The 13424-nt window shown below is 64.5% G+C and carries 15 protein-coding genes; 4 read left to right on the top strand and 11 right to left on the bottom strand.

Going from position 1 to position 13424, the window contains the following annotated elements:
- Positions 1–341: glutathione S-transferase N-terminal domain-containing protein (locus tag AC1D0P_RS01600; protein ID WP_477675071.1), on the bottom strand; the 341-nt coding region annotated here is incomplete at its 3' end.
- A gap of 254 nt (positions 342–595) precedes the next feature.
- The gene (locus AC1D0P_RS01595) at positions 596–1552 is read right to left on the bottom strand and encodes a complex I NDUFA9 subunit family protein (protein ID WP_477675070.1); all 957 of its coding nucleotides are present in this window, start codon (positions 1550–1552) and stop codon (positions 596–598) included.
- A 182-nt stretch (positions 1553–1734) separates the two neighbouring features.
- Here AC1D0P_RS01595 and AC1D0P_RS01590 point away from each other — a divergent pair, with 182 nt between their 5' ends.
- Positions 1735–2178, top strand: coding sequence for a hemerythrin domain-containing protein (locus AC1D0P_RS01590; protein WP_477675069.1), 444 nt, complete (start codon positions 1735–1737; stop codon positions 2176–2178).
- Positions 2179–2189: 11 nt separating this feature from the next.
- On the opposite strand, the gene AC1D0P_RS01585 is transcribed toward AC1D0P_RS01590, so the two are convergent.
- The 8 genes from AC1D0P_RS01585 to AC1D0P_RS01550 all read right to left on the bottom strand — a co-directional run bounded on the left by AC1D0P_RS01585 (position 2190) and on the right by AC1D0P_RS01550 (position 10295).
- Complete coding sequence (locus AC1D0P_RS01585; RefSeq protein ID WP_477675068.1) at positions 2190–2741, bottom strand: MgtC/SapB family protein; 552 nt, start codon at positions 2739–2741, stop codon at positions 2190–2192.
- A 93-nt stretch (positions 2742–2834) separates the two neighbouring features.
- Positions 2835–3419: a YdeI/OmpD-associated family protein gene (locus tag AC1D0P_RS01580; protein WP_477675067.1), complete on the bottom strand. Its 585-nt coding sequence runs from the start codon at positions 3417–3419 to the stop codon at positions 2835–2837.
- An 86-nt stretch (positions 3420–3505) separates the two neighbouring features.
- The gene (locus AC1D0P_RS01575) at positions 3506–4681 is read right to left on the bottom strand and encodes an ABC transporter substrate-binding protein (protein ID WP_477675066.1); all 1176 of its coding nucleotides are present in this window, start codon (positions 4679–4681) and stop codon (positions 3506–3508) included.
- A 210-nt stretch (positions 4682–4891) separates the two neighbouring features.
- Entirely contained in the window at positions 4892–6745 is a 1854-nt protein-coding gene (locus AC1D0P_RS01570; RefSeq protein ID WP_477675065.1) for an AMP-dependent synthetase/ligase, read from the bottom strand.
- 2 nt (positions 6746–6747) lie between these two features.
- Entirely contained in the window at positions 6748–7545 is a 798-nt protein-coding gene (locus AC1D0P_RS01565) for an ABC transporter ATP-binding protein (protein WP_477675064.1), read from the bottom strand.
- Positions 7542–8339 carry an ABC transporter ATP-binding protein gene (locus AC1D0P_RS01560; protein WP_477675063.1) on the bottom strand — a complete coding sequence of 266 codons (798 nt, stop codon included), beginning with the start codon at positions 8337–8339 and terminating at the stop codon, positions 7542–7544. Before AC1D0P_RS01560 ends, AC1D0P_RS01565 begins: the two co-directional genes overlap by 4 nt.
- Positions 8336–9412, bottom strand: a complete 1077-nt coding sequence (locus tag AC1D0P_RS01555; RefSeq protein ID WP_477675062.1) for a branched-chain amino acid ABC transporter permease — start codon at positions 9410–9412, stop codon at positions 8336–8338. The genes AC1D0P_RS01560 and AC1D0P_RS01555 overlap by 4 nt, the downstream gene beginning before the upstream one ends.
- Before the next feature lie 7 nt (positions 9413–9419).
- Complete coding sequence (locus AC1D0P_RS01550) at positions 9420–10295, bottom strand: branched-chain amino acid ABC transporter permease (RefSeq protein ID WP_477675061.1); 876 nt, start codon at positions 10293–10295, stop codon at positions 9420–9422.
- A gap of 108 nt (positions 10296–10403) precedes the next feature.
- On the opposite strand from AC1D0P_RS01550, the gene AC1D0P_RS01545 reads away from it, so the two are divergent.
- Genes AC1D0P_RS01545 through AC1D0P_RS01535 form a run of 3 tightly spaced genes read left to right on the top strand, consistent with a single transcriptional unit; the run spans position 10404 to position 12951 of the window.
- Positions 10404–11786, top strand: coding sequence for an acyclic terpene utilization AtuA family protein (locus AC1D0P_RS01545; RefSeq protein ID WP_477675060.1), 1383 nt, complete (start codon positions 10404–10406; stop codon positions 11784–11786).
- The gene (locus AC1D0P_RS01540) at positions 11783–12157 is read left to right on the top strand and encodes an AtuA-related protein (protein ID WP_477675059.1); all 375 of its coding nucleotides are present in this window, start codon (positions 11783–11785) and stop codon (positions 12155–12157) included. Before AC1D0P_RS01545 ends, AC1D0P_RS01540 begins: the two co-directional genes overlap by 4 nt.
- Positions 12154–12951 (top strand): crotonase/enoyl-CoA hydratase family protein, encoded by a 798-nt coding sequence (locus tag AC1D0P_RS01535; protein ID WP_477675058.1) that lies wholly within the window; start codon positions 12154–12156, stop codon positions 12949–12951. Before AC1D0P_RS01540 ends, AC1D0P_RS01535 begins: the two co-directional genes overlap by 4 nt.
- 3 nt (positions 12952–12954) lie before the next feature.
- On the opposite strand, the gene AC1D0P_RS01530 is transcribed toward AC1D0P_RS01535, so the two are convergent.
- Positions 12955–13392: an acyl-CoA thioesterase gene (locus tag AC1D0P_RS01530; protein WP_477675057.1), complete on the bottom strand. Its 438-nt coding sequence runs from the start codon at positions 13390–13392 to the stop codon at positions 12955–12957.
- Between the last annotated feature and the right edge of the window lie 32 nt (positions 13393–13424).

Here is a 13424-nt window from a genome sequence, read left to right as displayed (position 1 = left end):
GAGCGCAGCGCGCCGAAGCCGCTGTGCATTTCAGCGCAGACGCTACGCGCCCGGGCGCGCGCCTTCACGTCTTGCGGCCAGAGCTTTTTCTCGGGAAAACGTTCGGCCAGGTATTCGGCGATGGCCAGCGTGTCCCACACAACAAAACCTCCGTCGTCCAGCGCCGGCACCCGGCCGGTCGGGTTCACGCCGCCGATTTTTTCCTTGAAGCTTGAATTGGCGTCGAAGGAGTCGAAGCGCAGCTTGATTTCTTCAAAGGGAATTCCGGCCTGCTTGAGCAGCACCCAGGGGCGCATGGACCAGGAAGAGTAGTTTTTGTTGCCGATGTAGAGCTTGAGCATGGGATCCCCGTCCGCTGGTGATGAAGGTCAAAATGAAACGACTTGCGATGCTACAACCCCGCCCGCGCGCCATTGATGCAAAAAAACCGCAAAATTGATGCTGTACAACCCCACCCCCGTCCAGGCTCACTGCGTGTAGCCTGTTCCCCCCTCGAGGGGGCGGCGCCTGCGGCCCGGCAGAGCCGGTTCCGCGGCCCCCGCTGGTTGGGCTTGCAGAACCCTTCAACCGCGTGGGGCCTGCTCCACCATGAGGCTCAGAACCTTCCCGCCGTCTTGCGCTTGGCCGTGAGCCCGCTGCGCAGGCCTTGCTCGCCCAGGTAGGAAGGCCCGATGGCTTCCAGCGATGCCGGCTGTATGCCCAGCGCCTGAAGGCCGGGCAGCTTGCCGGTGGCGACGTTGTCGCTGGCCATGGCGTCAAGGTTGTCGCGGCTGAGCATGGGCTCGCCGGGGGCCAGTTCCATGAGGCGTGCCTGCAGGCGGCCCAGCGCGGCGGGCAGCGCGACCACCGGCCGGCCCTTGCCGCCGTTCACGCCGGCGTAGCGGCCCGCCAGTCCCATGAGCTGCCGCAGCGTGAACACGTCGGGGCCGCAGGCTTCGTAAATCTGTCCCACGGTGTCGGCATCCTGCAGGCAGTGCACGATGGCCTGCGCCACGTCCTCCACCCACACGGGCTGCAAGCGCGCATCGGCGGCGGCCAGCGGAATCACCGGGAACAGCCGCTGCAGCCGCGCGAAGGTGTTGAGGAATTTGTCCTCGGTGCCGAAGATCACGCTGGGCCGCAGCACGGTCACGTCCAGCCCGGTGCTCAGCATCACGGCCTCGCCGCGCGCCTTGCTGCGCTGGTACATGGACGGCGAGCCGGGCGAAGCGCCCAGCGCGCTGATGTGGACGATGCGCCGCAGCCCGCTGGCTTCGCAGGCGCGGGCCAGTTCCAGCGGCAACTGCACATGCGCCTTGTCGAACGCGGCTTGCGAGCCGTTCAGGATAGCGACCAGGTTGACGACGGCGTCGTGGCCGGCCAGCAGCGGTGCCAGCGAACTGCTGTCGTGGGCGTCGGCTTCTATCACATCGACCAGCGGCAGCATCTGCAGGTGGCGTGCGTTGCTTTGCCGCCGCGTGACGACGGTGACGCGGCACTGGCGTTGCGCGAGTTTTTCACAGACATGGCGCCCGACAAAGCCGGTGCCGCCCAGGAGCAGGATTTTGTTCATAGGCCCTAATTTAGCGCTTTTGCCGCGCCTTGCCGCCGGTGAAATGCTTCGCAAGCCATTTCGGTGCCGCAGTTAAAGCGGAATGCGGGTTGGGCGCTATCAATTAGATAGCGGCGGAGGCCCTCCGCGGAATCCGGTCTTGGCCTACACGCGCCGGCGGGCGCTGTCCGCATACTTTCCGGATGAATATCTTTGAAGCACTGCGAACCAGCCACGACACCCAGCGCGCCCTGGCCGACCACCTGATCAAGACACAAGGCGACAGCCCGGACCGCGATTCCCTTTTCAAGGAGCTCCGGCGTGAGCTGGCGGCGCACGCGGCGGCTGAGGAGCGATTTTTTTATGTCCCGCTGATCGCCCACGACATGACGCAGGAGCCTTCGCGGCACGGCATCGCGGAGCACCACCAGATGGACAAGCTGGTGGAGACGCTGGCGGGCACCGACTTCAGTTCGCCGGGCTGGCTGGCCACGGCGAAAGAGCTGCACCACAAGATCCATCACCACCTTGAAGACGAAGAGCAGGGAATTTTCCAGCTCGCGGGCAAGGTGCTCAGCGAGGCCGAGAAACTCTCGCTGGCCAAGGGTTACGAAGGGGAGTTCGTTTCGCAGCGCACCAAGGACTAAGCAGGCCCGGCCTATGGCTTGTCCGTGTGGGTGCCTTCATCGGGCTTGAGCAGCGGCTCGGGTTTTTCCATCAGCCGCACCAGCCTCGGCACCACCGCCAGGATTCCCAGCGCCAGCAAGGTGCTAAGGACCGCCGTCGCTTCGCGTCCCATGCCGGCCGCCACGCCTATGGCCGCGGTCAGCCAGATGCCGGCGGCTGTCGTCAGGCCTTTGACCTGTTCTTCGTCGTCGCTGTGGCCCTTGATGTGGCCTTTGAGGATGGCGCCCGCGCCCAGGAAGCCAACACCGGCGATGATGCCTTGAATCACACGGCTCAGGTCGGCGCTCAGCATGCCGGTTTGCGCCGACACCAGCACAAACATCGCGGCGCCCATGGCCACCAGCATGTGGGTGCGCACACCGGCGGCCTTGCCCTTTTGTTCGCGTTCCATGCCCAGCAGGCCGCCCAGCAAGGCCGCCAGCACCAGGCGCAGCATGACGCGAGTGGCCTGTTCGGCATCGGGCAAATCCGAGAACTCCGAGGCGATGGTTTCGCCGATCTGCTGCCACCAGCTGGACGCCATGCGGACTCCTTTTCACGTGTTTGGTTTGTGGATGGGTGTCCTGTCCAATGTACCGTTTACACCTCGCGGCGTCAGCAGAAGCCCTGCCTGCCTTCAGGGATGGATTTTTTCCCCGCGCTGCAGCATGCCGAAAAACAGCGCGAGCCGGCGTTCGCGTGTCTCGGCTTTCTTGGCGGTCTGAAGCCTGAACAGGATGGCGAAGCGGTTGCGTGAATCGAGAGATTCAAAAAAGGCCCTGGCCTTGGGTTTTTTGGCCAGCAGGGCGGCCAGGTCGTCGGGCACGGTGATCTTGCTTTGCCCATCGTAGGCGGCGTCCCAGCGGCCGTCGGCTTTGGCGCGCTCGACCTCGGCCAGGCCCGCGGGCTGCATCCGGCCCGACGCGATCAGCGCCATGGCTTTGTCGCAATTGATCTTGGACCAGGTGCTGCGTGCGCGGCGCGGCGTGAACTTCTGCAGAAAGAACTGCGCGTCCAGTGCGTTGCGCTGGCCGTCTATCCAGCCCTGGCAGAGGGCTTCTTCCAGCGCCTCGGCATGGGTGGTGGAGGCGATGCCGGAATCCTTCTTGGCGATCTTCAGCCAGATGCCGGCGCTGCCCGCATGGTGTTTTTTCAGCCAGGTAGCCCAGCTCTTCGTGGTTTTGCAGTGGAGCGTGGCGAGGGTGTCGGGTGAGGCGGGCATGCGGCATTGTGCGCGACATGCTCGCTTCGCGACAAGCCCATGAAAAAACCGCCCTGAGGCGGTTTTCGAGGGCTGAGGAACGGCGCTTAGTGCGTGATGTAGTCCGACACCACTTTCCAGCGCGCATCCTGCAGCAGCGACAGGCGCGACTGGTTGTTGCCCAGGCGTTTTTGCGGGCCGAACTTCGCTTCGGAGCTGCCGAAGATGTCGGCCGGGATCACCATGGTGTCCATGGCCTTGATGAAGCTGTCGGTCGACAGGTTGGCGCCGGCCTTCTGCGAGGCGCGGATAAAGGCGTCGACCACCGTGTAGCCGTAGACCGAGAACACGGTCGGGTCTTCGTTGAAGGCGGTCTTGTACTTGTTGGCCCAGAAGCGGATGGGTTGCGAGGCCTCGTCCAGGTAGGGGTTTTGCACCGTCATGGTCGCGTAGAGGCCGTCCATGGCCTTGCCGCCCAGCTTGTGGATCAGGTCGGTGTAGGCCGCGCTGGAGCCCAGGAAGACCGGGTTGTAGCCCAGCTTGCGCGCCGTGCCTATGCCGCCTATGGTTTCACGGATGATGGTGCCCAGCACCACCAGGTCGCATTCGGAGGCCTTGAGCTTGGCGACCTGCGACGAGAAGTCGGTGGCGCCGCGCTTGAAGGAGGTTTTCTCGACCATGGTCATGCCAATGGCCTTGAGGCCGTCGTCGGCGCCGCGCTGCACTTCCAGGCCGAACTCGTCGTCCTGGTACATGGAGCAGACCTTCTTGGCGTTCTTTTCCTTGACCAGTTTGGGCACGGCGGCCTTCATCTGGTCGTAGTAGGTGGCGGCGAAGGAATACTTGAGCTTGTGGAAGGGCTCGTACATCTCGCGGGCGGCCGTCACCGGGAAGAAGTTGATGACGTTTTTCTCGAACTGCACCGGCATGGCGGCCAGGTTCTGCGCCGTGCCCAGGTGGCCCACCATGGCGAAGATCTTGTCCTGGTTCACCAGTTTTTGCGCCGCCAGCACCGCTTTCTTGGGGTCGTAGCCCGAGTCTTCGACGATGAGCTTGATCTTGCGGCCGTTGATGCCGCCTTGCTCATTGAGTTCATCCACGCGCAGGGTCATGCCATTGCGTATCTGCTTGCCGAAGCCCGCCAGCGGCCCCGACAGGTCCTGGATGGAGCCCAGCGTGATTTCGGTTTTGCTGACGCCCTGGCTTTGCGCCCACGCAGGCGCGGCCGACAGGGCGGCGGCACAGGCCAGCGCGGAAAGGGCGGTGCTTGATGTCAGTTTCATGGTTTGTCTCCTTAAAGGTTCATGGTTCTTGTTCACTCGTTCGCGGTGCTTAGGGCTTATTCAGGAATAATTTGCACGTTTTGCCTGCCAGCTTCGGGCGATCTGCGGCGTTGCAAATCGCTTGTGTAGCTGGGCTACACGGCACGCCTTGCGCCTTGCATCTCATCCCGAATCTGTGGTCCAAACGCACAACTTACTCCTGAATGGGCCCTAGTACATGGCCTCGATGTGCGGGGCATATTTTTGTTCTACGAGCTTGCGCTTGAGCTTCATGGTCGGCGTGAGTTCTTCGTCCTCCGCCGTGAGCTGCGTGTCGAGCAGGAAAAATTTCTTGATCTGCTCGACCCGCGCAAATTTTTTGTTGACCCGGTCGATTTCCGACTGGATCAATTCTTGCACTTCGGCCGCCCGCGTCAAGCTGGCGTAATTACTGAAGGGTATGTCCGCATCCTGGGCGAATTTCTCGACGTTTTCCTGGTCGATCATGATGATGCAGGTGAGGTAGGGCCGCTTGTCGCCTATGACCACCGCGTCGGTGACGTAGGGCGAGAACTTGAGCTCGTTCTCGAGCTCGCTGGGCGTGACGTTCTTGCCGCCGGCCGTGATGATGATGTCCTTCATCCGGTCGGTGATCCTGAAATAGCCCTCCTCGTCCACCACGCCCACGTCACCGGTGTGCAGCCAGCCCTCCGTATCTATGGTTTCGGCGGTCTTTTCGGGCTGGTTCAGGTAGCCCATGAAGACGTTGGGACCCCGCACCAGGATTTCGCCGGTGGCCGGGTCCAGTCGCATTTCGTTGTAGCCGGCCGCCGGGCCTATGGAGCCGGGCTTCATGCGGCTGGCCGGCACGCCGCTGGCGGCGCCGCAGGTCTCCGTCATGCCCCAGACCTCCAGCATGGGAACGCCCAGCGCCATGTACCACTTGACCAGGTCAGGCGAAATCGGCGCCGCGCCCGTGACGCAAAAGCGCGCGCGGTGTATGCCGATGAGCTTGCGCGTGTTGTTGAGCGCCAGCCAGCGCGCCAGCGTGAACTGGAGCCTGAGCGCGGTGCCGACGGGCCGGCCCGCCAGCACGGTGTCGGCGATGCGCATGCCCACGCCTATGCTCCAGGCGTAGGCCGCCTGCTGCAGCCAGCTGGCTTCCTTGAGCGCGATCATCACGCCGGAATAGAACTTTTCCCACACGCGCGGCACGGCGGTGAACACGGTGGGCGCGATCTCGCGCACGTTCTCGGGAATGGTCTCGGGGTTTTCGACGAAGTTGAGTTTGGCGCCGGCGTACAGCGAAAAATACTCGCCGCCCATGCGCTCGGCGATATGGCACAGCGGCAAAAAGCACATGCGTTCGTCGTTTTCATCCTGTGCCACCAGCGTGTTGTAGCCGCGCGCGGTGAACACCAGGCCGTGCTGGCTGTGCATGGCGCCCTTGGGTTTGCCGGTGGTGCCCGAGGTGTAGACCAGGATGGCGAGGTCTTCGGGCCGGCACGCGGCGGCGCGTTCCTTGACCGCATCGGGATGGTCCGCCAGGTAAGCGCGGCCCAGCGCGCGAAGCGCGTCCAGGCTCATCACCCCCGGGTCGTCCAGCTCGCGCAGGCCTTCCATGTCGAACACGATCACCTGGCGCAGCAACGGCAGTTGCGGCCGGACTTCCAGCGCCTTGTCGAGCTGCTCGTCGTCCTCGACGAAGAGCAGCGTGGTGCGCGAGTCCTCACAGAGGTAGTGCACCTGCGAGGCGGCATCGGTCGGATAGATGCCGTTGCAGACGCCGCCGCAGCTCAGCACGGCGATGTCGGCCAGCACCCAGTCAACGATGGTGTTGGAGAGGATGGAGGCGCATTCGCCGCGCGCAAAACCCAGGCTCAGCAGCCCGGCCGCGATCTCGCGCACCGCATCGCCGGTCTGGGTCCAGCTCCAGCTGCGCCAGATGCCCAGCTTTTTCTGCCGCATCCAGGTCTTGTTGCCGCGCTGCGCCACCGCGTTCCAGAACACGGCGGGAATCGTGTCGCCCGGCATGACGATGGCATGTTCGGGCTTGATGTGGCTGAGGTCCCAGAGATTGCTCATTTCTATCTCCAGGTCTTTTTCTTTTTCCAGCGCCGCTCACCGCRCACGCCGTCTTCCTTCATGCCGAGGTAGAACTCCTTGATGTCGTCCTTCTCGCGCAGGCGGGCACAGGTGTCTTCCATCACGATGCGGCCGTTTTCGAGCACGTAACCGTAGTCCGACGCGTTGAGCGCCATGTTGGCGTTTTGCTCGACCAGCAGGATGGTGGTGCCGCGCTCGCGGTTGATGCGCACCACGATCTCAAAAATTTCCTTGGTGAGCTTGGGCGACAGGCCCAGGCTGGGCTCGTCGAGCAGGATCAGGTCGGGCGAGGCCATCAGCGCGCGCGAGATCGCCAGCATCTGCTGCTGGCCGCCCGAGAGCAGGCCGGCATCCTGCAGTGCGCGCTCCTTCAGGATCGGAAAGTAGCCGTAGACCGCTTCCATGTCCAGCGCCACGCCGTCGCGGTCCTTGCGGGTGTAGGCGCCCATCAGCAGGTTGTCACGCACGCTGAGCAGCGGGAACACCTCGCGGCCCTCGGGTACATGGCTCAGGCCCTGCTGCACGATGAAAGCCGGGTCCTGCGCCGTGATGTCCTGGCCCTTGAAGTCGATGGAGCCCTTGCGCGGGTCCAGGATGCCCGAGATGGTCTTGAGGATGGTGGACTTGCCGGCACCGTTGGAGCCCAGCACGGTGGCGATCTCGCTGCGCCGTACCTGCAGGCTCACGCCGCGTATGGCCTTGATCGGGCCGTAGGCGCTCTCGACGTTGAGCAGCTTGAGGACGGGCTGGTCGCTGACAGGCGGCGGTACCGCGCTCATGCTGACCTCCTGAGCGATGAAACTTCGTCGACCGAACCCAGGTAAGCCTCGATCACACCCGGGTCGTTCTGCACCTCGCGCGGTGTGCCCACGGCCAGCACCTCGCCCTGGTTCATCGCCAGCACGCGGTCGGAGACGCGCGAGACCAGGGACATGTCGTGTTCGACCATCAGCACGGTGATGCCCAGCTCGTGCTGGATGTCCTGTATCCAGAAGGCCATGTCGCCGGTTTCCTCCACGTTGAGGCCGGAAGATGGCTCGTCGAGCAGCAGCAGCCGCGGTTCGGTGCACAGCGCGCGCGCCAGTTCCACCACCTTGCGCACGCCGTAAGGCAGGCCCGCCACCATGGAGTCGCGATGGTGCTGCAGGTCGAGGAAGTCGATCACCTGTTCGGCCTTCTCGCGCGCCTGGAGTTCGGCGTCGCGCGCCCTGGCGGTGAAAAAGAGGTCGTGCAGCAGGCCGGTCTGCCTATGTGTGTGCCGGCCTATCAGCAGGTTGTGCAACACGGTGGCGTGCTCGAACAGCTCGATGTTCTGGAAGGTGCGCGCGATGCCCAGCGCGGCGATCCTGTGCGGCGGCTGGGCCGTGAGCTTTTCGCCGCGGTATTCGATCTCGCCGCTGGTCGGCGTGTAGATGCGGCTGATCAGGTTGAACACGGTGGTCTTGCCCGCGCCGTTGGGGCCTATCAGCGTGAAGACCTCGCCCTCTTTCACGTCAAAGCTCACCTTGTTGACGGCCAGCACGCCGCCGAAGCGCACGCTGAGGTCTTTGGCTGAAAGAAGTGTCGTGCTCATTTCAGTCTGTCCGACTTCTGGAAGGATTTCTGCCGCTTGAACAGTCCTTTGCGGTAGAAGGGAAAGAGCTGGAAGTAGGTGCGGACCTTGAGCCAGCGACCGTAGAGTCCCATCGGCTCGAACAGCACGAAGGCAATCAGCACGATGCCGTACACGGCCGCCTGCAGGCCGGGCGCCTGGCCTATGGCGGCGGGCAGGTGGTCCTTGCTGAGGGCGATCACCTGCGGCATCGATATCAGGAAGATGGCGCCCAGGAAGGCGCCGTGCACCGAACCCACGCCGCCGATGACGATCATCAGCAGCAGGTCTATGGACTGCAGGATGTTGAACTGGTCGGGCGAGATGAACTGCAGCTTGTGCGCATACAGCGCGCCGGCAACGCCGGCCAGTGCTGCCGACAGCGCGAAGGACAGCGTCTTGTAGCGCGCCAGGTGTATGCCCATGCTCTGCGCCGAAATCTCGGAATCGCGTATCGCCACAAAGGCCCGGCCCGTGGGCGAGCGCAACAGGTTGAGGATGGCCAGCGTGGACGCCACGGTGATGACGAGGCAGAGGAAATAGAAGGACTCGCTGCTGGAAAGCTTCCAGCCGAACATATCGGGCACCTTGATGTGGATGCCGGCATTGCCGCCGGTCACACTTTCCCAGCGCGCGAACACCTCTTCAACAATGAAGCCGAAGGACAGCGTGGCCATGCCCAGGTAGATGCCTTTGACGCGCAGCGCCGGCAGGCCCACGACCAGGCCCACCGCGGCCGAGAGCCCGGCGGCGCAGGCCAGCGCGATGGGGAAGGGCAGCCCCGCGTTCGTCAGCACGGCCTGGGTGTAGGCGCCCACGCCTAGGAAGGCCGCATGGCCCAGCGAGAACAGGCCGGTGAAACCCGCCAGCAGCATCAGGCCCAGGCCGGCAATCGCGTAAATCATCACAAAGGTCAGCTGCGCGAGCCAGTATTCGGCGACCAGCCAGGGCGCGGCCAGCAGCAGGAGCATGAGCGTGCCGTACCAGAACACATGGCCTGGGTGTTTGGCGAGTTTGAGGTCCTGGCCGTAATCAGTCTTGAAGATAAAGCGCATGAATTGGTTAAACCTTTTTGCGCAGCTTTTCGCCGAACAGGCCGCTGGGCTTGACCATCAGCATGATGAGCACCACCACATAGGCGGCGATGTCTTTGAAGCYGTCGGGCAGGTAAAAGCCCGAGAGCGATTCGACCAGGCCTATGACCAGGCCGCCGACGATGGCGCCCGGCAGGCTGCCGAAGCCGCCGACCACCGCGGCCGGGAAGGCCTTGAGGCCGATGAAACCCATGTTGGCGTGCACAAAGGTGATGGGTGCCAGCAGCAGGCCGGCAATCGCCGCCACGGCGGAGGCCAGGCCCCAGACCAGGCCATTGAGCCGCTTGACCGGAATGCCCATGTAATAGGCGGCCAGCTGGTTTTGCGAGGAGGCCTGCATGGCGATGCCCAGCTTGCTGTACCTGAAGAGCGCGAACAGCGCCAGGCACAGCACTGCCGTGCTGGCGATGATGGCGACCTGCTCGACGTTGATGACCAGCGTGCCGGCGGTCCAGATCTGGTCTTTATAGGGCACCGGCAGCACGTAAGTTTCGGTGCCTATGCCGGGAATCATGGTGATGAGGCCGCGCGCCGTGTAGCCCACGCCTATGGTCAGCATGACGATGGAAAAAGCGGGCTGGCCGAGGATGGGGCGTATCACGAGGCGCTCCAGCAGCATGCCGAACAGCGCCATGCCGGCAATCGCGCTGAGCACGGCCAGCCAGAAGGGAAAACCCAGCAGCGTCATGCAGGCCAGGCCGGCGAAGGCGCCCAGCATCATCAGCTCGCCCTGCGCAAAACTGACCGTCTCGGTGGCCTTGTAGATCAGGACAAAACCCAGCGCGATCAAGCCGTAGATGCAGCCTTGGGCGATACCGCTGATGAGCAGCTGCAGGAATTGCAAATCGCGTCTCCCCTTTGATGAGACTTGGTTATAGCTGTCGCCTAAAGGTCTGTCGCTAGGGGTTGTTCCGAATACGTGTCGCCTTGGCGATCAAGCGTAATCCCTTACATGGGAAATGTTCGAATCGGCGCGGGCCTGGGTTTTTATGGCGACGCGTGGGAGCCGGTGGCCGCGAGCATTGAGCGCGGCGGCGTGCACTACATCGCGAGCGACCATCTCGCGGAGCTGACGCTGGCCATCCTGCAAAAAGACCGGCAGCGCGATGCATCGCTGGGTTATGCGCGCGACGTGGTGCCCATGCTGATGAAGCTCTGGCCGCTGATGCAGGCGCGCGGCGTCAAGTTCATCTGCAATGCCGGAGGGCTCAACCCCGCGGGCGCTGCGGCTGCTTTGCGCGCGGCGTTCGCGGCCAAGGGCTGGAAGGCGCGCATCGCGGTGGTCAGCGGTGATGACGTGCTGCCGCAACTAGCGGCGCTGGCGCCGCCGCATCTGTTCAACGCCCAGCCCTTTGAGAGCGTGCAGGAACGCATGGTGTTCGCCAATGCCTACCTGGGCGCGCGGCCCATCGTGTCGGCGCTGCAGCAGGGCGCCGACATCGTCATCACCGGGCGCGTGGCCGACGCGGCGCTATTCCTCGCGCCGCTGGTGCACGAGTTCGGCTGGAAGCTCGAAGACGCCACCACGCAGTCCGAGCTGGACCGGTTGGCCCAGGGCCTGGCGGTCGGGCACTTGCTCGAATGTTCAGGCCAGGGCAGCGGCGGCAACTTCGGCAGCCAGGGGGCCTGGAAGGCGATTCCCGACCTGGCCCATATCGGCTATCCGATTGCCGAAGTCGGCGAAGACGGCGCTGCGCTGATCGCCAAGGCGCCGGGTACCGGCGGGCGCATCAACTTCGACACCGTGCGCCAGCAACTGCTCTACGAGGTGCACGATCCCACACGCTATATCTCGCCCGACGTGGTGCTGGACCTGTCGGAAGTGAATCTCGAAGACCTGGGCCACGACCAGGTGCGCATGACGGGCGCGCGCGGCCATCCGCGGCCGGCGCAGCTCAAGCTTGTGGGCGGCTTTCGCGACGGCTACAAGGCCGAGGTCACCTGGGGTTTCAGCTGGCCCGATGCCTGGGACAAGGCGCAGGCGGCGGTTGCCATGGTGAGGGCCCAGCTGGCCGACAGGCGCATGCCGCATGACGAACTCTTCGTCGAGTTTCCGGGGCTTAATTCGGCGCACGGCCCGTTGGCGCCCCTGCCCGCGCCCGAGGCGCTGGCCGAACTCAACGAGGTCTGGGTCCGCATGGCGGTGCGCACGCAGGACAAGGCGGTGGCCGATGGTTTCGGCCGGCTGTTTCCGTGGATGGCGCTGAGCGGGCCGGCCTACAGCTGCGGCTTTCACGGCCCGAACAACAGCAGTGAACTGCTGGGCATCTGGCCCGCGTTGCTGGACCGGCAGGCGGTCGAGGCCGCGGTGCAGGTGGAGGTGTTGCAATCATGAAGGTGCAACTCGTGAAGCTCGCGCACGCGCGCAGCGGCGACAAGGCCGACTGGGTGGACTTCGGCCTGTTTGCCTGGAACGAGGCGGGCTACCGCCTGGTCGCCCGCGAAGTCACGGCGGAACGCGTGCAGGCGCACTTCGCGCCCTGGCTGCCCGGCACGATGCAGTGCTGGGCCCTGCCCAACATCCTGGCGCTCAAGCTGGTGCTGCAGGGGGCGCTGCAGGGCGGCGGAGCGCGCAACCTGCGCATGGACAACCTCGGCAAGGCCATGGCGGCGGCCTTGCTGCGCATGGAGATCGAGGTCAGTGCCGCTGAATTAGCCGAAGCCGGCACCGCGCCACGCGTCGGCTGGTGGCCGGAGGCCTCATGAGCATCCATATTTCCAAGGAAGGGTCGGTCACCGTGATCACACTCGACCGGCCCGAGGTGCGCAACGCGGTCGATGCCGTGACGGCGCGTGCGCTGCATGAAGCTTTTGTCGCCTTTGATGAAGATGAGGATGCGCATGTGGCGGTGTTCCACGGCGCGCACGGCCATTTCTGCGCGGGCTGGGATTTACAGGCTGGCGCCCGGCTGGCCGCGCAAGCCGGCGGTGAGCAGGTCGTGGGCCAGCTCGATTTTTCGCCCGGCGATAAAAACCCGCTGGCGCCCATGGGGCCGTCCCGGCTGCTGCTGTCCAAGCCGGTGATTGCCGCCGTCAGCGGCGCGGCGGTGGCCGGCGGCATGGAGTTGGCGCTGTGGTGCGACCTGCGTGTGATGGAGGAAGACGCCTATTTCGGCGTCTACTGCCGGCGCTTCGGCGTGCCGCTGATAGACGGCGGCACGGTGCGCCTGCCGCGGCTGGTCGGCATGGGCCATGCGATGGATTTGATCCTGACCGGGCGCAAGGTGGAGGCTGCCGAGGCGCTGCAAATCGGGCTGGCCAACCGAGTCGTACCCAAAGGCGGCGCGCGCGAGGCCGCGGTGGCGCTGGCGCAGCAGCTCAGCCGCTTTCCGCAGGCCACGATGCGGGCCGACCGGCTCAGCGCCTACCGGCAGTGGGACCTGGGATGGGAGGAGGCGCTGCACCAGGAATGGGAGCGCGGCAAGCAGCGCCTGCCCGATGCGTTTGCCGGCGCCGCGCGTTTTGCGGGCGGGCAGGGCCGGCACGGCGAGTTTGAGTAAGCCTCAGTCCTTGGCGATCTTTCGCGGCTTGCCGAAATCGTCAATCGCCACGTAGGTCAGGCTGGCTTCGGTGACCTTGATGTAGCGGCCCTGGGCGCGGAAGCGTTCGGCATAGACCTCGACCTGCACGGTGATGGAGGTGGTGCCTATGCGCGTCAGGCTGGAGAAAAACGACAGGATGTCGCCCACGCGCACCGGCTGCTTGAAGATGAACTGGTTGACCGCCACGGTGGCCAGCCGGCCGTCGACGTGGCGGGCCGGCACCACGGAGCCGGCCAGGTCGACCTGGGCCATGACCCAGCCGCCGAAGATGTCGCCGTTGGCGTTGCAGTCGGCCGGCATGGGGATGACCTTGAGCACCAGCTCCTTGTCGGTGGGCAGCTGGACGGTCAGGGCATCTTCGGCGTGAATTTCCGTAGGGGCGCTTGATTCGGTAGACATAGGCACAATCTGAAAAAGTTATTACAACAACC

The sequence above is a fragment of the Polaromonas sp. P1_G2 genome (assembly GCF_056405515.1).
The sequence above is the reverse complement of the archived record's forward strand: the minus strand, read 5'-3'. Positions and strand labels throughout refer to the sequence as shown.

Coding starts and splice junctions, on each gene's coding strand:
- AC1D0P_RS01595 (WP_477675070.1), bottom strand. CDS start 1,552: ATGAACAAAATCCTGCTCCTGGGCGGCACCGGCTTTGTCGGGCGCCAT.
- AC1D0P_RS01590 (WP_477675069.1), top strand. CDS start 1,735: ATGAATATCTTTGAAGCACTGCGAACCAGCCACGACACCCAGCGCGCC.
- AC1D0P_RS01585 (WP_477675068.1), bottom strand. CDS start 2,741: ATGGCGTCCAGCTGGTGGCAGCAGATCGGCGAAACCATCGCCTCGGAG.
- AC1D0P_RS01580 (WP_477675067.1), bottom strand. CDS start 3,419: ATGCCCGCCTCACCCGACACCCTCGCCACGCTCCACTGCAAAACCACG.
- AC1D0P_RS01575 (WP_477675066.1), bottom strand. CDS start 4,681: ATGAAACTGACATCAAGCACCGCCCTTTCCGCGCTGGCCTGTGCCGCC.
- AC1D0P_RS01570 (WP_477675065.1), bottom strand. CDS start 6,745: ATGAGCAATCTCTGGGACCTCAGCCACATCAAGCCCGAACATGCCATC.
- AC1D0P_RS01560 (WP_477675063.1), bottom strand. CDS start 8,339: ATGAGCACGACACTTCTTTCAGCCAAAGACCTCAGCGTGCGCTTCGGC.
- AC1D0P_RS01555 (WP_477675062.1), bottom strand. CDS start 9,412: ATGCGCTTTATCTTCAAGACTGATTACGGCCAGGACCTCAAACTCGCC.
- AC1D0P_RS01545 (WP_477675060.1), top strand. CDS start 10,404: ATGGGAAATGTTCGAATCGGCGCGGGCCTGGGTTTTTATGGCGACGCG.
- AC1D0P_RS01540 (WP_477675059.1), top strand. CDS start 11,783: ATGAAGGTGCAACTCGTGAAGCTCGCGCACGCGCGCAGCGGCGACAAG.
- AC1D0P_RS01535 (WP_477675058.1), top strand. CDS start 12,154: ATGAGCATCCATATTTCCAAGGAAGGGTCGGTCACCGTGATCACACTC.
- AC1D0P_RS01530 (WP_477675057.1), bottom strand. CDS start 13,392: ATGTCTACCGAATCAAGCGCCCCTACGGAAATTCACGCCGAAGATGCC.